Consider the following 24,150-nt stretch of genomic DNA (forward strand, 5'->3'; position numbering starts at 1 on the left):
GGTTCCTCAAAGCGTTTTCGGTATGGCCTGTTAGAGCTGATCTGCGTAGAACGCTGTAGCCAGTTTGGACAGGTGTGCTGGGTCTTGGGCGCCACACATTTCGCGGGCCGAGTGCATGGAGAGCAGACCGATGCCTGCGTCGATAGTTTCGATTCCCAGTCGGGTGGCGGAGATCGGCCCGATGGTGGAACCAGATGGCTGATTGTTATTGGACACGAACACCTGGTGTGGGACGCCTGCGCGCTCGGCCCAGCGGGTGAATTTGGCGGCACCGCGTCCATCGGAGAGGTAACGCTGGGTCGCGTTGACCTTCAGAATTGGGCCGGCGTTGGGCTGTGGGCGGTGGTCGGCGTCGTGGCGTTCGGTGTAGTTGGGGTGCACCAGGTGGCCGCCATCGGCGGACAGCAAAATGGAGTGCGCGATGATGCTGCGGTGCAGGTGGGCCGGAATGTTCTGGGCTGTCAGGATGCGAGTCAGCATCTCTTCCAGCAGTGGCCCACCGGCGCCGGTACGGGTTTCGGAGCCGACTTCCTCGTGGTCGAAGGCGGCCAGCATGGTGATCTTGTCTGATTCGGCTTCGAGGATGGCGCGCAATCCTGCGTGCACGGAGACCAGGTTGTCCAGGCGCGGGGCGGCAAAGAAGTCATCGTTGATGCCCAGGGTCGCTGGGGGCTGTGTGTCGGTGAGTAGCAGGTCGAAGCCGGTGATCTCAGCCGGATCGACGCCGGTGTGCTTGGCAATTTCGTCGATGATGTTGGCTTCTCCCCCAGCTCCTACGATCGGGACGAGGTGGTGCTGGCGATCGAGTTTCAAGCCATCGTTCACGCCGCGGTCCAGGTGGATGGCCAGCTGCGGGATGCGCGCCATGGCTGGGGTGTGCACGAGGTGTTCGCCGTGTGCAGTGACTAGTCGGCCCGCGAAGCCCAGATCGCGGTCCAGCCAGGAGTTGGCGAGCACTCCGCCATACACTTCCACACCCACGCGGTTGTAGCCGGCCGAGGTGTTGTCGGGCAGGGGTTTGACGCGGAAGGTTGGCGAATCGGTGTGGGCGCCGACGATCCGGAAACTCGGGTGCTCGGGCAGGCTTTCGGGTACGTGCCAGACGATGACGGCGCCGTCGCGAACCAGCACGTAACCGCCGGAGGCAGCCGGCAGCTCACCCGGGGCGTCGTCTACCACGGTGAAACCGGCGTCGGTTGCGCGGGCGGCAACCTGTGCGGCCACGTGATACGGGGTCGGTGAGGTGTGAATGAACTCGGCTAAATCATCAAGAAAGTGCGTCATGCTTCGAGTCTAACCGCGGCCGCAGTACGAAGGCATCGTCGGCGTCGTCGAATTCTGCCCCGAGCGGGTCATCAACTGGCAGCAGCGGGTGGTTGGCTTCTGCTAGCGCAATGCGCACCGGATCATTGATCGGATCGTACATATCCACCAGCACGCGGATCATCAGGTAGACCAGTACGATCACGTGCAGCCCCACGGCCGCCACGTAAATGGTGTCATCCATGAGGTGCTGGGAGTCGAAGCCGGAGGTTTGGCCCGACAGGTAGCCCCAGATCGCCCAGAAGTGTAAAAGTTCGGCGGCCGAGAAGATCAAAAAGTCCCGCCAGCCGGGCAGGGCGAGCACGATCAGCGGGATGAGCCAGAGCACGAACTGCGGCGAGTACACCTTATTGACCAGGATGAATGCGGCCACGATCAGGAACATGAGTTGCGCCAGGCGTGGTCGGCGGCGGGTCGTGAGTCCGACGACGGCGATGACCGCGCATGCGGCAACGAAGGACCAGAATGCCCACCCGGATAGTTGATCGCCGCTGATATCGGCGCCGGTTGCTGTGGTGTAAGCGTGCCAAATGGAAGACCATCCGGGTTCACGGGTAGACGAGTATTCGTAGAACACCGCCCAAGCATCCGGGTTGAACACCATGAGCGGCAGGTTGACGGTCAACCAGGCGATTACGGCCCCGGCGGCGGTGATGACCAGCGGGTAGTAGCGCCCGGATCGGATGGCCAGCACAATAATGGCACCGAGCAGGAACAGCGGGAAGAGTTTGACGGCGGCCCCGAGCCCGATGAGCACCCCGGCGAGTACGTAGCGGTGTTTGGCAAAGGCCCACATCGCCGTCACCATGAACGCGACCGCCCACATGTCCCAGTTGATAAACCCGGCAAAAATAATGCCAGGGGCCACGGCAACCATCGCCGCGTCCCAGTAGCGAATGCTGGCCAGCTTGGCGACCACCACGGTAACGAGCATCCACAACGCCACAACGGCCAGGAAGTTCAGATCATAGAACACCACGTTCGCGCCGACGTCGATGCCCAGACTTTCAGCTCCAGCGGAAATGGCATGAGCCAGCCAAGCCAGGATCGAGGCGACCACCGCGATGAGAATCGGGTACTCAAACCCGCTGTCGAATCGAAACGGGGCCCATGGGTCATCGGCGAAACCCCGCGACGTCCACAACCCCGTCCAATCGGCGTAGCAGCCGGCGAAGTACACTTCGGGCGCACCCCAGCCACCTGCACGGCAAGGGGTTTTTAGAATCGCGGCAACCACCGCGGCGATCGTCACCAGCAGAATCAGCATGCGGGCCGGATTGAAGAACGTTCGAATGCGTCCGGCAACCGTGTATTTCCCGCGCGGTGCCAACCGATGGTGGCCAGAATTGGCGTGCGTTCCCCTAGGGTCTTTCGCCGTCACTAGGTTCTGTTCACTCGCCATGAGCAAAAGTCTACCGATATTGGCGGTTACACCGCATCACGTGCGCGGAGCGTTGGATGAACTGTCGTACAATACGAGGGGTCCATAGCCTTAAACCCATATCTCGTTCAAGGAGTTTCGTGCTGTCCAACCAAAAAATTCGCGTTGCAATCGCCGGTCTGGGCAACTGCGCTACCTCGCTGATCGAAGGCGTTGAATATTATCAGAATGCCTCGAATGACGACTCCGTTCCGGGCCTAATGCACGTACAATTCGGCGATTATCATGTCTCCGACCTCGAATTCGTGACCGCCTTTGAGGTCGACGCCAAAAAGGTTGGCCTCGACATCTCGGAAGCCATGCGCGCCTCGGAAAACAACACCATCAAACTCACCGACGTTCCCGAAACCGGTGTGCAGGTGCTGCGCGGGCCAACCCTGGACGGCCTGGGCAAGTATTACCGCGAAACCATCGAGGAATCTGACGCCGAGCCAGTCGACGTCGCCCAACAACTCAAAGACGACCGCGTCGATGTCCTGGTCTGCTACCTGCCGGTCGGCTCCGAAGCCGCCGCCAAGCACTACGCACAGGCTGCCATTGACGCCGGTGTTGCTTTCGTCAACGCGCTACCGGTGTTCATCGCCTCGGACGAGACCTGGGCAAAGAAATTTACCGACGCCGGTGTGCCCATTGTTGGCGACGACATCAAATCCCAAATTGGTGCCACCATTACCCACCGCGCCCTGGCCGCACTATTCGAGTCCCGCGGCGTGACCGTTGACCGCACTTACCAACTCAACGTGGGTGGCAACATGGACTTCAAGAACATGTTGGAACGCGAACGCCTGGAGTCCAAGAAGATCTCCAAAACCCAGGCCGTGACCTCCAACCTCAAAGCCGAACTGCACGCCGATGACGTCCACATTGGACCATCCGATTACGTTGCCTGGTTGGATGACCGCAAGTGGGCCTTCGTCCGTTTGGAAGGTCGCAACTTCGGTGATGCTCCCGTGTCCCTGGAGTACAAGCTGGAGGTTTGGGATGCCCCGAACTCCGCCGGTGTGATCATCGATGCAATTCGTGCCGCCAAGATTGCCCTGGACCGCAAGGTTGGTGGGCCAATCCTGTCGGCGTCGAGCTACTTCATGAAATCCCCACCGGTTCAGCACCACGATGATATGGCCCACGACCTCGTCGAAGCCTTCATCGCAGGCGACATCGAACGCTAAGCCTCACCTGACTCACCGCTAGTCAACTCAACATTTGGACCCCGCTTCGGCGGGGTCTTTTGTGTTTCATAAACACTCAAAACGCTTTATTGAGCTTTACAACGCATAGATTTCGCAACGCTTGACATTCTCATCTATCTCTAGTTGGATAACCAGTGATCTAAACCACACAGTCTTCTTCACCGCTAGGAGTGTCATCATGAGCGTTTCCCTAACTACGCCTGCCTCTGACACAGCCATTCACGAACTCACGCCCGCGCAGAAGAAAAAGGAATCGCGCCGGGTCATTCTCTCGAGCTATCTGGGCTCGTCCATCGAGTTCTACGACTTCCTGCTCTACGCATCGGCGTCAGCATTAGTTTTCCCCACCGTCTTCTTCAGCGATCTCGATCCGCTGGCCGGAACCATTGCCTCCTACGGCACGTTCGCGGCCGGTTATCTTGCCCGCCCACTCGGCGGCGCGATCTTCGGCCACTTCGGTGACAAGCTGGGCCGCAAGAAAATGCTCGTCCTGTCCATGTTCATCATGGGTATCGCCTCCACACTGATTGGCCTGGTGCCCAGTGCCGAAATGATCGGTTCATGGGGTGCCGTCATCTTGGTCATGCTGCGCATGTTCCAGGGCATCGCCGTCGGCGGTGAATGGGGTGGTGCCGCACTGATGGCACTGGAACACTCCGAAAAGGGGCGACGCGGTTTCGCTGCGTCCTTCACCAACGCCGGCGCACCAACCGGTGCGGCGCTGGGTACGTTCGTGCTCGGCACCTTCGCGGCCGTCCTGCCACAGGAGGAATTCCTGTCCTGGGGTTGGCGCGTACCATTCCTGCTGTCCTTCGTGCTGCTGGTCATCGGCATGATCGTGCGCTCCAAGATCACCGAATCACCGATCTTCCTTGCCGCACTGGAGAAGGAAAAGAACGAACCGGTCAAGGCCAAGAAGAAATTGCCAATTGTTGAAGTCCTGCGCCGCCCAAAGGCCCTGATCTTGACCATGCTGGCCGGCGCCTCCGGTTTCGCCCTGCAGGTCCTGCTGTCCACCTTCTCGGTTAGTTATGCCACCGAATTCGGCGCCGAACGTTCCTCGGTCCTCTACGCCTTCGCGTTCGCCTCGGTGGCCTCGATCTTCTTCGTCATCTACTTCGCCCACATTTCCGACCGCTTTGGACGCCGTCCGGTCATGCTCGTCGGGCTCGCCCTGTTCGTGGCATTCCTGCAGCCGTTCTTTGCCATGATGCGTTCCAACAACTGGGCGCTCATCCTACTGGCCTTCACCATCGCCCTGGCCTTGCACGCGGTCATCTTCGGTCCGTTGGCCGCATTCATTTCCGAACAGTTCGGCACCGGATCTCGCTACACGGGCGCTTCAATGGGTTACCAGCTGGCCACCCTGCTCGGCGCGGGCTTCACCCCGACCATCTTGGCCTCGCTCTACGCAGCATCCGGTGGCACTTCAGTGACCACAGTGATCTGGTACCTCGTGGGTCTGGCCATCGTCTCGGCAACTGCGATCATCCTGACTCGTGAATCAAAGAACCTGGACCTCGAAACCCACGAACACTAGAACGCGCAGGCTTAGCTCGGGAACTCGTCCTTGATGAAGTCGTAGGAGTCCTCGATCAGAAACCGGAGCACCGCTTCGTCGACGTCGTCAAGCTTCTTGAGATACAAGCACGCCTTACTGGACTTATGCGGACCAAGCTTAGCTAACTGCTCGGTATAACGCTCCTCGAGACCGCCCAACAAATACACCACCAGATGCGCCTTTCGCGGGCTAAACCCCGCGGCGGGCGCATCGCCTTGCCGACCCGAAGCGTACACATAGTGGTAACTGCCGAACCCGATAATGCTCGGCCCCCACATGACCGGTTGTTCGCCCGTCACCTCACCCATGATGGTCAGCATCCGTTCGGCGTCAGCTCGTCGGACGGCGTGGTCCACGGTTGCGATGAACTCTTTGGGGTCGACGTCGGTTGGTTGCGTCTTATTCTCGGATTTGGCCACGTTGCTCCTCAAGGTCATCCTCTATTGTGAACACCAACGCGCTGCAACACACGTCGTAGATCGATTGCAGTTCGCGTTCACTCTCACCAGCGACGACGATTTCAGCCAACATAAAGCTATAACTATCCTGAGCTTCCATATCCGACAATCGCTGGTGCTCTTTTGCAGCGATCGTAATACGTACGGCGGGAAATTGCTGCTCGACGACCTTAACTTCCGCGGCACTAGGTACCCGAAGGACTAGCCCGTCGGCAAAGCGCCGGAGCATCCACTTGGCCGCTATCGCATATTCGCCCTTACCCTGCGGCATGTGGGGACGGCGTCCCAGAGCAAGGTCCATCATGGCTAAGTGATTCGGCATACCATCAACCCAGCGAAATACCTGTGCGTGCGATTGGGAATGTCTGCTGTTGATCTCGAGCAGCGCGAGCCGTTGGGTGGGCTCGTCCCAAAAGTATTCAATATTGAACGTGCTGTTTCGCAGGCCTATGGCACCGATCACTCGGCGGGTGGTCTCTGCCATTTTTTGTAACGCACGTTCGGGCAAGTTCGATGGGTACTGATACCGCAAGAAACTCGAAGACTGTTCATAGCAAATTGAGTCCACCACACCGATGATCTCAACCTGGTCACCCCAGCTATACCCTTCGAGCGTGCACTGCTGCCCTCCAACTGCCTCTTCCACCATGTAGGCATGCCCAGATATATCCGACACCTCCTCGGGTAAATCCAGCAGCTTGAGCACCTCGTCAAAGGCATCCCCGGTACTATGCAGTTGTTGCCGTTCCGTCTCAAGAGCCGCTCGCAAGCCAGCTTGGTCCGGCGCATAATGCGCTCCTTGGGAAGAAAACGATTGAATCGGTTTCACCCAGACCGGATATGACATGTGCGTTGGCAGCGTAGCCATCGGGTCCTCGACATCGATCAGGCCAAATGCCGGATATTCATCGATCACCTTTTGTTGTTCGAACCGAGACCAGTACTTGTGTTCACACTTCACAACCGCTTCGAGGTCTTTAGAGCGTAGTCCGTATCGCTGCGACAGGATCGGTACCAGCATGTTGACGGGAAAATCCCAGTAGCCGACGATGGCGTCTATGGGCTCCTCGAACTGCTCAAGCCGGTCTTGAGCTTTTTTCAAGATCTTTGAAAAGGAAACGCGGCTCTCTTGCATCTCCTCGATAGTCAACAAACTATGGAATACATATTGCTCAGCATCTGGCAGCGCGTCGAGTTCTGCCTGATTTCGATCGTCGAGGCCTAGAACAAATATATTGTGCGGCATGAGTTTCTCCTGCCCGGAGTAAGTAGCGCGTCACATTAACAGATGTCATGTCAAAATGTCTACACCCGCTCGAGCACAATATTACGCATGTCACACTTAGGGCGCGTGGGAGTTCGGCTGTAGGGAGAACAAACAACCCCTCTATGCGAACGACGCGTTGTACGATGGGCGCCGTGACCGATTACGAAATTGATACCGATAACTTACTGACCCGCCACCGGCAACTAAGTGGTCTGAAAGCGCTGGCGACATCAGCTCAAAAGCTCACCGACCGTAGCTTCGAGCTGTACGGCCCAACGAGTATTGCGGATTTCGCCAGATGGTTGGGACGCGCTGGCAATCTGGCGGCTAAGCCCCAGTTTGTGCAGGTGGTCCAGGCAAACCAGCAGAACATCATGGCACACGGTGTCTATGGATGGTTGCAAATCTTGTTAACCGGCGCGGTCCATCAGTATCGACACGATCTTAATACCCGTGGTCGTGGCGACGATGCCACCTATTTGTCCCGCCAACACGTCGATGACATTTGCCGTCTCGGTACTCACATAGTGCTGAATTATGGTGCACCTACCGGGCAGAACCGTCGGCTGCTGGGGCATTTCATGTCTGGCAACTACGCTCGTCTTGTGGATCTTATACTGCCCAAAGTTGGGGAAGCGCTCGATCAGGAGCTGTCGTCAGACGCTCTTGAACAGGGTGCGAATCCAGTCTTCCGCCTTCCCCAGCAGGCGTTGCAGATGTCCGTTGTGCATGAACTCGACTTGCGACCGATGGATGCGGACGAACCCTTTGACGACGAGGGTTTTGCCTATTGGCCCGATGAGATCAAGCAGAACGATGTCTCGACGCTGGATGGCGCCGCGCAGCAAATGATTTACGAGCTGACGATGATCACTCGTGCGATACAAGAAGGCTCCGCCCCGGCACCCTGGGACAACCCAGCCGTGGTCCGGTCAAGGTTGGAAGCGACCATGGGTATTGCATGGGCGTCACAGTGCTTGGACCCGCACCCTGAGATTGCTTCGGATGATCACACAGAAATGTATATCGCTGAACTCGTATCCCGGGTCGAACAGCTGCAGGATCGGGGCATTATCGGAGTGATTTCCTCCGATATTTTCCAAACTCGTGAGCTTGTTGAGGAAACCGCCAACGACGACCCGGCTACGGTCATGCTCTACGAACGAGCCCTGCGCCAATCGGTCGACAACGCTGCTTGGGTAATATTTAACTGGGTGCCAGACTTACAAACCGCAGGATTCCTGGCTCAACTTCTCTTGGACTACCAATTCAATGCGTTCTTCGCTGAGATTGAGAAGCTCTAATATGGGCCGGGTATTATCACGCAGCAAATCAGGATGAGCGTGCCGCTAGGGTCTTCGATATTGCAAAACACCTGTTGGCGCACGTCTAATTAGGCGGCGAGGCGGAGGGTCATGGTCCATTGCGTGCTCTTGGCAAAGCAGTCTGTCGTGGCCCTGACCACGGGTCGGGGTTCTTCCTCGGGTGGTTCCTGCTTATCGGGCGGCTCCCGTTTATCGGGTGGGATGCCGTCAAGAACTGGACCGGTGTCTTTGGAGTATCTGTGCCCGGTGGGTGTAGTCACCGAAAGGTGTTCTGGTGTTGCTTGGTGTGTCCACCCGGTGTTTTCTTTGATCTGATTACACCCAGCACACAGCCCGGAAGCATTCTGCCAGCTGGTTGGTCCACCATTCCGATACGGGGTGGCATGATCAATATCTTGGATCCGCCCATCACAGTACGGGGTCCGACACGTATCATCTCGTAGCACCACCATGCGTCGTAAACTCGCCGGGAAGGCCCGCCTGCGGGATTCCATGCCCACCAGTTGGTGATCACCCGGCCGAGCAAAGACCCTTCGCAGGAAAACCTCTGTCTCTGGCATCGCCAACCATCGTTTGGCCAGCCGGGCTGGGATCGGGCCGTGGCCAGTGACCCAGGCCGGGGTGTCCCCGTCAGCAAACAACGCTTCATCAGTCATCACGACCTGGACTTCAGCCGGCACCGCTGCTGGGGCATGCCCGTTGACCCGTTGGACAAAAAGATCAGCCATGATCTGACCATGAGAACGCGCCTGGCCGGTGGGATCGGTCGGATCAGCCGTCTCGCCAGAGTTGACCACACTATTGGCATCCCTGGTCAGAGTCGCCAGGATCCCTACGGCTTGTTGGGTGGAGACTAACGCTGTCACCCACGCCATCCCGTACGCCGCGGGACGCACTGTGACCCGGCGCTCTGAATAGGCGATCTCATTGCGCTCAACGGCACCGTGTTGGTCTAACCGTTCAGCATGTGCCCGAACCTTACCAGCCAGTTTCCGTGGCCCCAGCCCCTCAAACTGACCGGCAATCAGCTCATCCACTGCAGTCCGGTGCTCGGGTGCCAGCCAGGAGACTTCCTTGACCACAGCCTGGACACGTTCTTCATCAAGTTGGCCAAGAGCCAGGGAATTGAACGTTTTGGGCATGTCCTGGGACAACACTGTGGCCACCTGGAGGCACCGTGCACCCCGTGCTGGGGACTGACCACGAGCTAATCCGATCTCCGCGGCGAGCCCGTGACCACGCCGGGACCCGGGGACACCGCGGGCGGCTTCTTCCTCGTGGCGGTGTTGTTCTAGGTCTGCGATTTCCTCGACCTCTAACGCAGCGATCCGAGCCTTTAGCCGTGCCAACGTTTGGAGTCGATCAATGCATTGCGCAGAGGAGTCCGAAGGATCCAACATGTCCAGCATGGCACGAGTCTGCGCCATCCGTGCTGCACCTGTCATGGAATTCGTCATACATTTATTATACCGGTTTCGACACGGAAAAAGAACCCATAACGCCCAGTATTTGATGATATTTCACACTATAATACTTGAACACTTGAGTAAAAAAGGTTATGGAAAGCGCACAGGAAACCATGCATTAAACACTGCAGCGGGCGCAGACCCCGAAGATCCACACCCGCTGCTATGCAACGTGCGAAAAGGGTTTAGAACAGGCCGAGAATCTCGCCCTGCTCGTTGACGTCCATGTTGTCGGAGGCTGGTTCGTTTGGAAGACCAGGCATGGTCATCATGGCACCGGTCAGTGCGACGACGAATCCGGCGCCGGCTCGTACATTGAGCTCGCGAACGGTCACGCGGAAATCATCTGGGGCACCGAGGGTTTTCGGGTCGTCAGTAAACGAGTACTGAGTTTTCGCCATACATACCGGGACTTTGTCTTCGCCGGCGTCTTCGAGCTGCTTGAGCTGTTTTTCAGCCGCCGAGGAGAAGTCCACGCCTTCGCCGCCATAGATATTGGTAACGATATGCTCGATGCGCTCACGAATGCCGGTATCGGCAGCGAACATGGGCTGAACGGGGTCGTTGCCCTCGTCGAGTATTCCGCGAAGTTTCGTAGCAAACGCTTTGGCACCTTCGCCGCCGTTGGCCCAGACGCTGACCACTTCGGCTTGAACACCGCGAGCTTCACAGAAGTCTTTGACCCACTGCAGTTCTTCTTCGGTGTCTTGTGGGAACTGGTTGACCGCTACGATGACGGGCGCACCAAAGGACTTGACGTTCTCGAGGTGACGAGCCAGGTTCTCGGAGCCTTTTTCCATGGCCTCGATGTGGCCGGTACGGTCATCGCCTGGCTTATTGACCTCGTCCAAGGACAGGCCACCGTTGTATTTCACGGAACGTACCGTGGCGACAACGGTCACCGCGTCGGCGGCAAACCCGCCAGCGGGGCCGGTGATATTCACAAATTTTTCGGCACCCAGATCCGCACCGAAGCCGGCTTCGGTGACGACGGTATCGGCAAGATCAAGTGCGGTATTGGTGGCAATCACCGAATTGGCGCCGTGGGCGATATTGGCGAATGGTCCACCGTGAATCAGCGCCGGAGTACCGGCCAGAGTCTGCACGAGGTTTGGACGAATAGCATCGCGCAATAGAATGGCCATGCCGCCCTGAGCACCATTGGGGCCAAGCTCGGCGGCGGTCACCGGTTTGCGGTCATAAGTTTCGGCGACCACGATCCTCGAGAGACGTTCTTTGAGGTCGTCCAGGTCGCGCGCCAGGCAGAAGACAGCCATCGTTTCGGAAGCCACGGTAATTTCGAAGTGGTCTTCGCGGGGTGTTCCGGAGGCGCGGCCTCCCAGGCCAATAGTCACGTTGCGCAGGTTGCGATCGTTCATGTCCAACACGCGCTTGATGCGCACGGTGCGGGGGTCGATCCCAAGTTCGTTGCCGTGGAAAATGTGGTTATCCACCAGGTTGCACAGCAGATTGTGTGCCGAGGTAATGGCGTGGAAGTCACCCGTGAAGTGTAGGTTGATATTTTCCATGGGTACCACCTGGGCGTATCCGCCGCCGGTGGCACCGCCCTTCATACCAAATACGGGGCCCAGCGATGGTTCACGCAGGGCCACCATGGTCTTGGAACCCACCAGGTTCAGAGCATCGGCGATCCCAACGGACACGGTGGATTTTCCTTCACCCGCGGGTGTCGGCGAGACCGCTGTGACCAGCACGAGTTTGCCTCGTTTACCGGAGGTCGGAATCTTTTGCGTGTCAACTTTTGCCATGTGGTGGCCGTAGGGGATCAGCGCGTCCTCAGAGATATTCACGGAAGCGGCAATGTCGGAGATCGGTTCCAGTGTGGCAGCCAGTGATATTTCAGCATCATTCATAGGTGCAAGGTTAGCTACGTCACTCTTGTTAAGGAAGAGTCCGCCACATTAACTTTGGATTTTTTCTGATGCGTTCTGATCGGTACTGGTCAGACGCCAAATAATCCACGCAGCCAGTGCCACGGCGAGCACAACTGAGACCGCGATGGTCGCCACCGGCCACCGGGTATACGCGATACCGATGGCTGCAACGGACACCGAACCGATGGTCGTATAGATGGTTGCCCAGATCGCCCCGCCAATAATCAGGGCCGGCACATATCGGTACCAACGCATCCGAACGACGCCGGCGGCGAGGTTTATGGCGGTTTGAAATCCGATGGTCAGAAAGGAAACGGCGACGGCAGGCGGACCCCACCGGTCTAGGGCTCGTTCGGCGCGCTGATACACGGCTGAGGCCATGATCCGTTGGACGGCGTTGATCCGTGACATTCCCGCCCTGGCGGCACGGCCAATGAGATAGGTACCTCCGGCGCGGAGGAAGACGATGGCGAACAGCGCGATCCACACCCAGACCCAGGGGCCATCCCAGGTCATGGGGTTGTACCAGACGCCGTTACCCACGTTGTCTCCTCGCTGCTGCGATATCGCTACGTTTTCTACCCTAGATTATGCGTCAGGTGCGACGTCGTCGTCAGGGGTTTGGGCTTCAGGCTGATCCGCCCACCAGTCCAGGAGAGCGGCCTTTGAGGCCTCGAAATCTGCGGGACCTTCATCCAGTCGAAGGTTCAGCAGGTGGTTATAGGCGCGTCCTACCAGGGGGCTGGGTTTGATACCCAGGATCTCCATGATCTGTTTACCATCCAGGTCAGGACGAATCGAGGCGAGCTCTTCTTCCTCAGCCAGCTGCTCGATGCGGGTTTCCAGATCGTCGTAGGCGGTGGCCAGTCGGCGAGCCTTACGCTTGTTCTGGGTGGTCACATCCGAGCGGGTCAGCGCGTGAAGGTGGTCCAGCAGGTCACCGGCGTCGGTCACGTAGCGGCGCACCGCAGAATCGGACCATTCGCCTTCGCCGTAACCATAAAACCGCATGTGCAGTTCCACGAGTCGGGCCACGGCTTTGGTTGAGTCTTTATCGAAGCGCAGGGCTCGCATGCGTTTGGCCGCTAGTTTTGCTCCGACGACGTCGTGATGGCGGAACGTGACCTTGCCGTTTTTCTCGAACCGGCGGGTCTTGGGCTTACCGATATCGTGCATCAGGGCCGCGAACCGGAGCACAAAATTCGGTGCCTCCACGTACTTGGCTTCGTGTTCGATGGCGTTTTCCATGACTTGCAGCGAATGCTCGTAAACGTCTTTGTGTCGATGGGTGGCGTCCGAAGCTTCGCGCATGGCCGGCAGTTCGGGCAGCACAAATCCTGCGATCCCCGAGACCACAAGGAGATCGAGTCCACGGCGGGGCTTGGCTGCGATCACGAGTTTCACGAGTTCTTCGCGAACGCGTTCGGCTGAGATGATCTCAATGCGCTGGGCCATCTCACCCATGGCCACCGCAACGCGATCGGAGACGGTAACGCCGAGTTGAGCGGCAAACCTTGCGGCGCGCATCATGCGCAACGGGTCGTCGGAAAAGGAGTCTTCGGGAGCGCCGGGGGTATCGAGCACGCCGGCTACCAGGGCTTTGATGCCGCCGAACGGGTCGACGAGTTCAAAATCAGGCAGGCGCAGTGCCATTGCATTGACGGTGAAATCCCGGCGACGCAAATCCTCAACCAGTTCGGTGCCGAACACGACCTGAGGTTTACGCGAGTCAGGGTCGTATTGCTCGTCCCGGTACGTGGTGATCTCCACGATCCAGTCTCCGTAGCGGGCGCCGATCGTGCCAAACGCAGCACCGATGTCCCACTGTGCATGGGCCCAGCCGGTCAGAATCTGTTGGATCTGTTCGGGTTTGGCATCGGTGGTGAAGTCGAGATCCGTGACCGTGGCACCCAAGAACATATCGCGCACCGGGCCTCCAACCAGGGCCAGCTCGAAGCCGGCGTCAGCAAACCGTGCCCCAAGGTCCACAACGAATTTTGGCAGGGTGACGTCGGCCGGGAAACCGGCTGGCAAGTCCACGGTGGCTTGGGTGAAGTGGCTGGTATTCGACATGAGGTAAGTACGTATTCGATCCGATAGGTTCAGTTGAAATTTTTGCTAGTGGTGTCCCCGTATTGCGCGCCAGACAATGCTGGGCTGGAGGCAACGGGCTAGAGTGGATTATATGTCCCACCGTGCCCGTGGTGCTTCCGATCGCACCCCACCCAATGTTTGGGGCACCAGTGCGTCTACGATCCGGCGGGTTCGCCGCGATGCGCAGACCGCCAGGGTACGCACCGAGTCTGCTACAGGCTCGGGTCAGATACCAACTGTAAGCGAAATTTCCGCCGGCGGCATGGTGGTCCGAGAGCACCGGGGAGCACACCAGGTAGCCATTATCGCACGGTATAACCGCGGTGGACGACTCGAATGGGTCCTCCCCAAGGGACACCCCGAGGGCGAAGAGGATCACCACGAAGCCGCCATGCGCGAAGTCGCCGAGGAAACCGGCATCTCAGGCGATGTGCTGACGGCACTGGGCCACATCGACTACACCTTCACCGTGCCGGGTCGACGTATCCACAAAACCGTGCACCACTTCTTATTACGCGCCACCGGTGGGGAACTGACCATCGAAAACGATCCGGACCAAGAAGCCGTCGACGTCGCCTGGGTTGATGTCGATCGCCTTACCGGTCGGCTGACGTTCCTCAATGAGCGCCGCATCGTGGAAATGGCCCGCGATCTGATGGCCGAGTTCTTCGATATCGGCCCACCACCAGCCGTCGTCCGTCCGCGTCGAATTATCCCGATGATGCGTCGACTACCGTCGGGATTGATTCCCCCGCAGTTCCGCGACGACGGCGCGGAAACTGAGAAAAAGCCACCTACACCCTATGAACTGGCTCAAAAGCTTGCCAGGGCCAAGCAACCCGACCAGCAGCCTGGTAGCCTACCCAAAGATTCCCCCGAGCATGAGCCCGAGGAGTCAGCTTCCCCCGAACCAGAGCAGCCGAAGATTCCCAAACCTTCGGCGGCACTATTTGAGAAACATCGTAAACGAAACACATGACCGAAACCCCCCAGGCCGAACAGGCTAACCCAGATCCCAAGGACGCCTCGCGGTCCCGTTCCCTTGCCGCAAAAGCCTCGGCGCTCATGGCGGCCGGGACCATCGTCTCGCGAGTGCTGGGCTTTGTACGCACCTCACTACTGGCCGTTGCGATCGGTTCCACGGCGTTGGTCGCCGATGTGTTCGAAACCGCCAACACGATCCCCAACGTCATCTACATGTTGTTGGCCGGCGGTGTGTTCAATGTGGTGTTGGTCCCGCAGATTATCAAGCAGGCCAAAAAAGCCGACCGGGGCGCGGACTACACCTCGCGGCTGATCACCCTGGCCGCACTGCTTATCGGTGCATTCACCATCGCGATAACACTGCTGGCAGCCCCGATTATTGACGGGCTCACGCTGAACTGGGCAGGACCCAAACTCGCCCTGGGCACCGCGTTTGCGCTGTGGACACTACCGCAAATCTTCTTCTACGGCATGTATGCGGTCATCGGCCAAGTGCTCAACGCCCACGGTCGATTCGGTGCATATATGTGGGCACCGGTGGCGAATAACATCATTGCCATCGGGTTCATCCTGTTCTATATCGTCATGTTCGGTCCCTACGTCGTCATGCCCGACACACAACAGTTTTCCGAATGGACGACGACGCACACCATCGTGCTGGCCGGCGGGCACACGCTGGGCATTCTCGTGCAGGCCGTCGTGCTGCTGTGGCCACTCAAACGCCTCGGCCTCGGCCTGAAACCCAAATTTGGGTGGAAGGGCATGGGCCTGCGCCACACCGGGCGCCTCGCCGGATTCACCATCGTCACCATGATGGTCGGCAACATCTCAAACCTCATGATCAACCGGCTGGTCACCGGCGCGACCGAGGCCCGCAGTCAGTTGGACGACCCGTTTGAACAGGCCGCTATTCCTGGGCTACAGGCACTCAATATCGGTCAGCTCATCACCGTCCTACCCCACTCCGTGTTTGTCCTCTCGATCGCCACGGTACTGTTCAACCACTTGGCCCGCTCGATGCAAGACGAGGACCTGGAAACCGCACGACGCACCACAGGCTCTGGACTGCGCACTTTTGCGGTGCCGATGATGATTTCCGTGGTCGGCATCATCGTGCTCGCTCCAACGGTCGCACGACTGTTCGCCAGTACCGCCGATACCGCGATCGTCTCAGCACACGCGATCGCGCAAATTCTGTTGATCCTCGCGCTGGGTATGCCGCTGCGCTCGGCCCACTTCTACCTGCTGCGGGTGTTCTACGCGGCCGAAAACGCGATGATCCCCATGATCGTCCAGGTCGGTGCCGCAGCCCTCTCGCTCTCCCTGGCCTACGGCATCGCCCCGCTGGTGCCGCCGGAGACCCTGGCCCATCTGATCGCCCTGGTCTTTACCGTCGTCCACGTCTTCCAACTGGCGCTGACCCACATGCTGGTCAAACGCGTCTATGGCGACTACGGGGTCAAGGCCGTCATTTCAACCTACGTTCGGACCGGGTGGGCAGCCATTGCCGCCGGAATTTTCGGTGCCGCGCTGCTCTACCCACTGGGCGGGTACACGGGCGGCTGGGCCATGAGTTCGATCCCCAACGCCGTGATCGCGTGCGGACTGGTCGGAACAGTCATGGTCGCCGTTTACCTGGTGGCCTGCCGGATCTTCGATGTCACCGAACTTCAGCAGTTCCTCAACCCCATCACCAGCCGGCTGAAACGCAAGACCAACACCGAATAACAACAGTGTGACGGTAACGGTGTCAGATCCCAACAGATCACAACGAATACCATAAACTAGACACAGTGCTTCAACATACATCGGTAACAGGGAGGTCTTGGTGGCCAACTTAGACGAAGGCGCGGTACTTGGTGGCCGCTACCAGATCACCGGACGCGTCATGGCATCCTCGCAACAGGACCAGGTACTTAACGGGCTCGATCAGGTACTCAACCGCGAGGTGCTGATCCTCGTCGCTTCGCGGGAAAATGCATCCCAGGCTGCCCAATCCGCCCGCCAGCTGGCCACCGGTGAACGCGCTAGCTCCATCCAAATTCTGGATCTGGGCCTGTCCAATGACCGCACCTATTTGGTGGCCCCCGGCAACTCTGACGTCGAGGCCCTCTTGGCCCTGTTGACCAACGAGGATGTCTACGTTGAACCCTTCTTCACCGAGGCCCTGGGTACCGAATTGTTTGGTGAATCCAGGTCGCACACCCCTCAAACCTTTGACGACGACGCCGAGTACTACGCCGAACTCCATGATGAGTTGGAAGAAGAACAGGACGAGACCACAAAACGTCCCGAGTTTTTGAATAAACTCTCTGATCGCATCGATAACTGGCTGCAGGAAGATACCAACGAGACTCCCGTGGCCCCCGGTCGGCCCGATGACACCTCCGGTAAAGCCGGTGCCGGTACCGCCACCGGAATTGGTGCTGCAGCGGGTGCAGGTGCAGCCGCCGCTAGCGCTTCCAAGCATCGCGACGATGCCGATGAGACTGACGAGTCCACCGACTCCAAGATGGAGCAGACCGAACAGCCGGAACCAACTCGTTCCAAACTGCCCATTCTAGATGATGAGCCTGACGACGCCGAAGTCGACGAGCCAGTACAGCCTGCGCAACCTCAACAGCCAACGCCTCCTCAAGTCCCAGTCGAACCTGAACCAGAGGAAGAGACACCTGAGGAGCGCACTCAGATTGTTCCACCGATCACCCAGGAACCAATCACCGAAGGCCAGCCACGGGTTACCGCTGCCGCTGCACAACAGCCATCCCCAGATCAACCAGCCAACCAGCGCTCCAAGCAACGTGCGGCCCCACTGATTCCACCACCGGCACCAGACGAGCCCACCGCCGAAGAAGGCTATGCCATCCAGTACACGGATGAGCCCCAGCGCTCAACCCTGGGCCGTTGGCTCGCCGGGCTGTTGCTGATCGCGGTACTGGTCGGCGCCGTCGTCATTGGTTTCCAATTCTTGGGCTCGCCCGAGGAAGAAGAACAGCCGCCGGTTGCTGAGGAACCATCCGAAGAACCACCGGCCGAGGAAGAAGAGTCTGAAGAACCCGAAGAGGAGACTGAGGACCTGCCCGCTCCTGTACCGGCATCGGTTGAACGCGTTGTACCGGATGCCCCAGAGCTGTCCAATGAGTACGAGTCTGACCTGCCGGCGATTGTCGATGGCAACCAAGCCACCGCTTGGCACACCCTCACGTTCACCAGCCCACAATTTGGTGGGTTCGCCTCTAACCTCGCCCTGGTGGTGGAACTGGAAGAAAAGGCTCCCATTTCTGAAATCTCGATCGCTCAGAACCAGGGCAGCGGAGGCGCATTCACGGTCGCAGTCTCCAATGAACCGGATCCAACCGGCGGCGTCACGCTCACCGATGGGTCCTTCACCGGCCCCGAGTATACCGTTGACGCACATAATGAGGACGGCGAGCCCATTGAGGCCCGCTATGTCATCATCAACTTTACCGAGCTACCAACCCTGTCGAACACCAATTCGCCTGACCGACCATACGGCCTACGCATCTCGGAAATCGACGTCAATTAGTCCAGTACATGAAGGCGCCATGAGGAATGGAATATTCTTTATGGTGCCTTCGTTGTCACTGACGGAACCAAAACACTAGGGCCCTGCTTTTCGTGCCCTACGCCGCATTAGAGCAAAGGAAATACTCTTGGCAGAGAACCTCACCGCCGACGTACATGACGTTGTGATTATCGGATCTGGCCCAGCCGGCTATACCGCCGCTGTCTACGCATCTCGTGCGAACCTGAAGCCAGTCCTGTTCACCAGTTCTGTCGAAGCAGGCGGCGAACTCATGAACACCACCGACGTCGAAAACTACCCCGGCTTCCCCGAGGGCATCATGGGTCCAGAACTCATGGGCCACTTTGAAGCTCAAGCGCGTCGCTTCGGTACTGATGTCCAGTACGAAGACGTCACCGAATTAGACCTCAACGTTCAGCCAAAACGCATCACCCTGGCCGATGGCACCATCCACCAGGCACGCGCCGTAATTTTGGCAACCGGTTCCAAATACCGCGAGCTGGGGTTGCCTGGCGAAAGCGCCCTAGTAGGTAAGGGCGTCTCATGGTGTGCAACATGTGACGGTTTCTTCTTCCGCGACCAGCCATTGGCCGTCGTCGGCGGCGGCGACTCCGCGATGGAAGAGGCCCTCTTCCTCACGAAGTTCGCGTCCAAGGTTTACGTCATTCACCGTCGTGATGAGCTACGCGCATCACAGATTATGGCTGACCGTGCACTGGCCAACGAGAAAATTGAGTTCATCTGGAACTCCGCTGTCACCGCCATCAACGGGGAAACTAAAGTGGAATCTGTTGACATTGAGGATCTCGTCGCGGGTACCGTGAACACGCTCGATGTGAACGGTGTCTTCATTGCAATTGGTTCCGATCCTCGCACCGACTTAATCAAAGATCAGCTCGACATCGACGAATCCGACGGCACGATCGTGGTTCAAGAACCATCAACCGCTACAAAGATCCCGGGCGTCTTCGCTGCAGGTGACGTCGTGGATGGCAAGTACCGTCAGGCGATTACCGCAGCCGGCATGGGTGCCAAGGCCGCCATCGACGTAGAAGATTACCTCGGCTAAGACTCACGACGCTTATTCGGCGTCTTCAACTCAATCGGAAGGAATATTATGGCGACTATCGCAGTAACAGATCAGGACTTTCAGGAAAAAGTCATCGATGCAGACAAACCAGTCATTGTCGATTTTTGGGCAGAATGGTGCGGCCCTTGCCGTCAGCTATCTCCAGTTTTGGAAGAAATTAGCGACAAATACGCTGACAAGGTAACCGTTGCGACAGTGGATGTTGACGACAACCCTGGTATCGCCGCTAAATACGGGATCACCAGCATCCCTACCGTCTATGTATTCAAAGATGGCGAAAAGGTACACGATTCAGTTGGAGCAAAACCACTCCACGCACTGGAAAAAGAATTTGCGGACTACCTGAACTAAGGTAGTCCAAGCACGACAAACAAAAGGGGCGATGGTCAAGTTCTTGACCATCGCCCCTTTTGTATCCAAACCCCAGAGTCGAGCTACCTACTCTGCATCTGAGGACTCACTATTGATAACAGCCATGATCCTGTTCAGGTCATCGACAGATGCGAAATCGATAGCAATACGGCCTTTCTTAGCGCCCAGGGTAATCTTCACTGAGGTGTCTAGAAGGTCGGTGAGCGACGAAGCCAATTCATCGAACTGTTGGGTGTTGCGGCGAGTACGGGGTGCAAGCTGACCTGCGTTGTGCATATTACGCAGCATGAGGCTGGCGAGTTCCTCTGTGGCACGTACAGACAAGCCCTCATTGATTACACGCTGTGCCAATTGCGTCATGAGTGTCTCATCGTTGACCCCAAGGATTGCACGAGCGTGACCCGCTGACAGGACACCAGCAGCAACCTGACGTTGCACAGCAGGTGGCAGGTTCATGAGTCGAAGCGTATTTGAGATGTGAGGCCGTGAACGCCCTACACGTTTTGACAGGATTTCCTGAGACCAACCAAAGTCATTCATCAATTGTTGATAGGCAGCAGCCTCTTCAAGCGCATTGAGTTCACTTCGGTGAATATTCTCGAGAAGTGCGTCACGAAGTAGGTCCTGGTCGGCGGTGTCGCGAATGATTGCCGGGATGGTGTCGAGACCAGCACGCTTACTGGCTCTCCAGCGGCGTTCACCCATAATGAGCTCATATTTGCCCTGGCTATCGGTAGGTCGAATGACAATAGGCTGCAGTACACCTACCTCAGCAACTGACGCGACGAGCTCAACCATGGCTTCCTCGTCAAACTCCTCACGAGGCTGCCGGGGGTTGGGAACGATTGCATCTACTTGGATCTCGTTCAGCAGACTGCCACTGTCAGCAGTAGGGGTGTCCTGTGCCGAGTCATTTACAGCAGTCTCATCGACTACAGGTTCGTCAGCTACCTGTTCGCCCGACACTTTACGGGGCCGTTCTAATATCGGATTAGGCATCGAGGCACGGCTAACCTTAGAGCGCGCTGCTGTCGATGCGCTGACAGTATCGTCCCCAAAAAACAAATCAGATGGACGACGGCGCGACTGCGTCGGCTTCACGCCATCGAGATAACGAGATTCCACTGCTTTTGCCGGTTCTGATAAATCAACTCGTGGAGCTTCATCTACTATTACTGTATCATCGTTCGCTTTTTCTTCAATCGGAGGAAGTTCGTTTGCTCCCGTATCCGGGGTTTCATCTGGGCTCTCCTCGAGGGGAGGCTCTTCGTCAGATGTGTTCTGAATTAGAGCTCCAAGGCCTCGTCCCAAGCCACGACGAGATTTTTTGGGTTGCTGCGCCATCAATACCTCCGTTATATTCTTCAAACTCCGACTACGTCCAGCATATCTGTTATTGACGGGATTTGCTGTGTTTCACGTGAAACACGCGCCGAGTTCTGCCAAGGGCAAGGACTGAATTTCTACCCCGAAACAACTCGTATATCGACATTTGAACACAAACGCGCAGTACCGGTGGCCTACATACTGTTCCTTCACAACTGTATGCTTAGATTTGCGAATCTGGGGCGCATACCACGTGGTTTCACGTGAAATCTGGGGTTCGGGACGATTTTTCGACTTTTCTATACGTCGTTTCAGGTAAAACGGATAGCTAGCCTGGACTAACCGCGGCAATCATTGCAAGAACGTGGTCGTGCCAAACAGAATCAACAGAATCATTCAATGTTCTCCGCGATATCAGTCTGGAATCACTAGAACAATCTCATAGATTTGGGGCTCTATCTCGAGTTGTCCTAGGTTAACCATGTCCGGCTCGTTTCACGTGAAGCCCTGTGTCGTATCAGTATAGAACCGCATTTAAAAAATACGGTGATCTACCCTCGTTCAGGAAAACCTTGACCGAAATGTATAAAGAACAGCTGCATTGAGAATGCGACATGCGCGTTTCACGTGAAAATCACGCTGCTTAGCCCTCGGACTTGGGGTTTTGACAACCATCGAGGGTCAAGTTCAGTACAGGAAGGTCAGAAAATGCCACAATGAGATGCTTTCTCCTCATTTACTCAAAAGCATTATCTACTTCATAGCTATGCGTTCATTTAAGAGGGGGCATTCCGTGAAGGCTACACGTGAAACCAATACATGTAAACCCGACATGCCAAATACCCAGGCGGTAAATGGTGTCGTATCTAATTTTTCCGAAGTCGCTATTTGCGTCGCCGATATTTGCATGTAACCAGTGGAGGAGCACGTTTCACGTGAAACGTGACAACTCTTCAGTGAGCGTTTTCACGGTCACAAATGAGTATTCTACTTTTCAAGTGAACCGCCCAACACTAAACGAATTTTTCTGGCAATAGGTTTATGAAGCTCACGACCCTCAGGCAAAATATGGGACCAGTGTTTCACGTGAAACGTCGTTTTACCGGGCTTAGGTAGTATTCGGCCCTTTCTGTCCAGACACAAAAGCAAGGGTCAGTTATATCAAAGACGATGCGCAGCGCTGCACTTAGTGGACTACTGTGGGTACTGTGACCGACTCTAAAACATGAAGTCTCTACTTCGGTGTAGAGTGCTCTAGGCTACCGTTTCACGTGAAACATCGCGCGGTGTCCACGTAGAAGCGTTCGATGGCCAATATATAGTGTCCACCTTAAAGGTGAAGCACGAGTGGTTGGAGAGAAATCCACGGATCCTAGCCTGCATTGTATGGCTATGCTGCTCTATTTTTGCCTTTTCAACTCTCATAGCCTCTGAGTTGTGCAAGTAGTGCAACTCGAGAAGACGTTTCACGTGAAACGACGGATCAAATCGCTTCCCAGTCTTGGCAGTGCCTTCGATATTGATAACTCTTGGGCTGAATGCTGAGAACTGTAGTCAATGGCCAAGGCTACCTGAGTCTTCGGATTCCTTTGACAATGGCCTCAAAGCCTCGAGTGGTTTCACGTGAAACCAGACACGGAACGTTGCCGGAATCGGTCGACAGCTCCGTTACAACATACGCATAGGTTACCCAGCGCCGCCGTATCTAAGAACGATAGTACGAGGCGAAAGTTACCGCTAATGGATCGAGCAGGTGCCACATAAGACAGCGACCGAGCGAGGGAGTTGGGTAGTCCTAGCGCATGGCCAAGTCGAGACCTAAAGACACGGTCGGGCTCTAGCGGGACCAACTTCGCTGCTGGCTATTGTGTCGTGCCTCGCGAAGCAATCTCCATCGCAGCTTCACGGTAGCTCAGCGCACCCGTCGAACTTGGGTCATAAGTTAGGACACTCTGCTGATATGAGGGCGCTTCAGAAATCCGAACGTTCCTCGGGATGACAGCCTGTAATACTTGCTGCGGAAAGTAATCACGAACCTCTTCCGCGACTTGAACAGCCAAATTGGTTCGCGAGTCATACATCGTGAGAAGGATAGTTGAAATATGCAAGGCAGGATTCAGGTGCTCCTGGATCATCTCAATATTCTTCACGAGTTGAGATAGCCCCTCAAGAGCATAATATTCAGTCTGGATCGGAATAAGAACTTCATTCGCTGCAACGAAAGCGTTAACGGTTAATAAACCTAAACTCGGTGGGCAATCGATGAACACATAATCAATGCGAGGAAGACCAATTTCTTCGCGGTATTCAAAGTACCGTTCCAGGGCACGGGATAGGCGCTGCTCGCGTGCGACCAATGAAACCAGCTCAATCTCGGCACCCGCCAGATCGATCGTTGACGGAGCCACCAGGAGGCCATCCGTATCCGGATTTTCGTAGAGTACGTCTTTCAGGTCGTAGTCCTCGATGAGAACGTTGTAGATCGAGGGGACCCCTTGATGGTGGTCTATGTTCAAGGCTGTTGACGCGTTGCCCTGAGGGTCTGTATCAATTACCAGAACGTTCATGCCGGCTCGAGCCATTGCAGTAGAGACGTTGACTGTCGTCGTAGTTTTCCCGACGCCACCCTTTTGGTTAGAAATTGTGATGATGCGGGTGTGCTCAGGTTTCGGCATGCGCTTAGTTTTTAGCTTCTCGCGTCGACGTTTTTCGGACTCCAACTGTCGGGCAAGCGGTGTCGAAGCAGCGCTATTCGTAGTCTGCGCAGTTTCACCTGAAACATTGTCCTTGTCGACCAAGCCAGCCTCCATT

17 protein-coding genes and 1 pseudogene are annotated in these 24,150 nt (G+C 56.9%); 8 read left to right on the plus strand and 10 right to left on the minus strand.

Translation table 11 applies throughout. The annotated features are described in order from the left end of the window. Nucleotides 1-30: 30 nt before the first annotated feature. Together L0H14_RS02420 and L0H14_RS02425 are read right to left on the minus strand one after the other, a co-directional pair. Nucleotides 31-1,284: a M18 family aminopeptidase gene (locus L0H14_RS02420; protein WP_301419200.1), complete on the minus strand. Its 1,254-nt coding sequence runs from the start codon at nucleotides 1,282-1,284 to the stop codon at nucleotides 31-33. Beyond that, the gene (locus tag L0H14_RS02425; protein ID WP_301419199.1) at nucleotides 1,268-2,725 is read right to left on the minus strand and encodes a glycosyltransferase family 87 protein; all 1,458 of its coding nucleotides are present in this window, start codon (nucleotides 2,723-2,725) and stop codon (nucleotides 1,268-1,270) included. The genes L0H14_RS02420 and L0H14_RS02425 overlap by 17 nt, the downstream gene beginning before the upstream one ends. A 122-nt stretch (nucleotides 2,726-2,847) precedes the next feature. Here L0H14_RS02425 and L0H14_RS02430 point away from each other — a divergent pair, with 122 nt between their 5' ends. Further along, nucleotides 2,848-3,933: an inositol-3-phosphate synthase gene (locus tag L0H14_RS02430; protein WP_301419210.1), complete on the plus strand. Its 1,086-nt coding sequence runs from the start codon at nucleotides 2,848-2,850 to the stop codon at nucleotides 3,931-3,933. 199 nt (nucleotides 3,934-4,132) lie between these two features. Then, on the plus strand, nucleotides 4,133-5,494 hold the full coding sequence (locus L0H14_RS02435; protein ID WP_301421359.1) for an MFS transporter: 1,362 nt from the start codon (nucleotides 4,133-4,135) through the stop codon (nucleotides 5,492-5,494). Nucleotides 5,495-5,505: 11 nt separating this feature from the next. On the opposite strand, the gene L0H14_RS02440 is transcribed toward L0H14_RS02435, so the two are convergent. Continuing rightward, nucleotides 5,506-5,934: a DUF1801 domain-containing protein gene (locus tag L0H14_RS02440; protein ID WP_301419197.1), complete on the minus strand. Its 429-nt coding sequence runs from the start codon at nucleotides 5,932-5,934 to the stop codon at nucleotides 5,506-5,508. Beyond that, on the minus strand, nucleotides 5,915-7,219 hold the full coding sequence (locus L0H14_RS02445; protein WP_301421360.1) for an acetyl-CoA carboxylase biotin carboxylase subunit family protein: 1,305 nt from the start codon (nucleotides 7,217-7,219) through the stop codon (nucleotides 5,915-5,917). The genes L0H14_RS02440 and L0H14_RS02445 overlap by 20 nt, the downstream gene beginning before the upstream one ends. A 173-nt stretch (nucleotides 7,220-7,392) precedes the next feature. Between L0H14_RS02445 and L0H14_RS02450 the strand changes: the two genes are divergently transcribed. Further along, entirely contained in the window at nucleotides 7,393-8,544 is a 1,152-nt protein-coding gene (locus L0H14_RS02450) for a hypothetical protein (RefSeq protein ID WP_301419460.1), read from the plus strand. Between the two features lie 89 nt (nucleotides 8,545-8,633). Here L0H14_RS02450 and L0H14_RS02455 read toward each other — a convergent pair whose 3' ends face one another. The 4 genes from L0H14_RS02455 to L0H14_RS02470 form a co-directional block, all read right to left on the minus strand. Beyond that, complete coding sequence (locus tag L0H14_RS02455; protein ID WP_301421361.1) at nucleotides 8,634-9,992, minus strand: DUF222 domain-containing protein; 1,359 nt, start codon at nucleotides 9,990-9,992, stop codon at nucleotides 8,634-8,636. A 224-nt stretch (nucleotides 9,993-10,216) separates the two neighbouring features. Further along, entirely contained in the window at nucleotides 10,217-11,905 is a 1,689-nt protein-coding gene (locus L0H14_RS02460; protein WP_301421362.1) for a formate--tetrahydrofolate ligase, read from the minus strand. Nucleotides 11,906-11,953: 48 nt separating this feature from the next. Beyond that, on the minus strand, nucleotides 11,954-12,469 hold the full coding sequence (locus L0H14_RS02465) for a DedA family protein (RefSeq protein WP_301419457.1): 516 nt from the start codon (nucleotides 12,467-12,469) through the stop codon (nucleotides 11,954-11,956). Nucleotides 12,470-12,514: 45 nt separating this feature from the next. Beyond that, the gene (locus L0H14_RS02470) at nucleotides 12,515-13,999 is read right to left on the minus strand and encodes a CCA tRNA nucleotidyltransferase (protein WP_301419456.1); all 1,485 of its coding nucleotides are present in this window, start codon (nucleotides 13,997-13,999) and stop codon (nucleotides 12,515-12,517) included. A 250-nt stretch (nucleotides 14,000-14,249) separates the two neighbouring features. Here L0H14_RS02470 and L0H14_RS02475 point away from each other — a divergent pair. The 5 genes and pseudogenes from L0H14_RS02475 to trxA form a co-directional block, all read left to right on the plus strand. Beyond that, nucleotides 14,250-14,684 (plus strand): annotated as a pseudogene (locus L0H14_RS02475) (NUDIX hydrolase); the annotation flags it as partial. Between the two features lie 311 nt (nucleotides 14,685-14,995). Then, nucleotides 14,996-16,732 carry a murein biosynthesis integral membrane protein MurJ gene (gene murJ / locus L0H14_RS02480; RefSeq protein ID WP_301421363.1) on the plus strand — a complete coding sequence of 579 codons (1,737 nt, stop codon included), beginning with the start codon at nucleotides 14,996-14,998 and terminating at the stop codon, nucleotides 16,730-16,732. Nucleotides 16,733-16,832: 100 nt separating this feature from the next. Next, nucleotides 16,833-18,551: a discoidin domain-containing protein gene (locus L0H14_RS02485; protein ID WP_301421364.1), complete on the plus strand. Its 1,719-nt coding sequence runs from the start codon at nucleotides 16,833-16,835 to the stop codon at nucleotides 18,549-18,551. 121 nt (nucleotides 18,552-18,672) lie between these two features. Continuing rightward, nucleotides 18,673-19,620 (plus strand): thioredoxin-disulfide reductase, encoded by a 948-nt coding sequence (gene trxB, locus L0H14_RS02490; protein ID WP_301418040.1) that lies wholly within the window; start codon nucleotides 18,673-18,675, stop codon nucleotides 19,618-19,620. Nucleotides 19,621-19,668: 48 nt separating this feature from the next. After that, on the plus strand, nucleotides 19,669-19,992 hold the full coding sequence (gene trxA / locus L0H14_RS02495; RefSeq protein ID WP_301418004.1) for a thioredoxin: 324 nt from the start codon (nucleotides 19,669-19,671) through the stop codon (nucleotides 19,990-19,992). Between the two features lie 87 nt (nucleotides 19,993-20,079). Here trxA and L0H14_RS02500 read toward each other — a convergent pair whose 3' ends face one another. Continuing rightward, the gene (locus L0H14_RS02500; protein WP_301421365.1) at nucleotides 20,080-21,357 is read right to left on the minus strand and encodes a ParB/RepB/Spo0J family partition protein; all 1,278 of its coding nucleotides are present in this window, start codon (nucleotides 21,355-21,357) and stop codon (nucleotides 20,080-20,082) included. Nucleotides 21,358-23,201: 1,844 nt separating this feature from the next. After that, a complete protein-coding gene (locus L0H14_RS02505; protein ID WP_301418008.1) occupies nucleotides 23,202-24,137 on the minus strand; it encodes a ParA family protein in 936 nt (311 codons plus the stop codon). Nucleotides 24,138-24,150 lie beyond the last annotated feature (13 nt).

It is taken from the genome of Yaniella sp. (genome assembly GCF_030453185.1).
Taxonomy (GTDB): domain Bacteria; phylum Actinomycetota; class Actinomycetes; order Actinomycetales; family Micrococcaceae; genus Yaniella.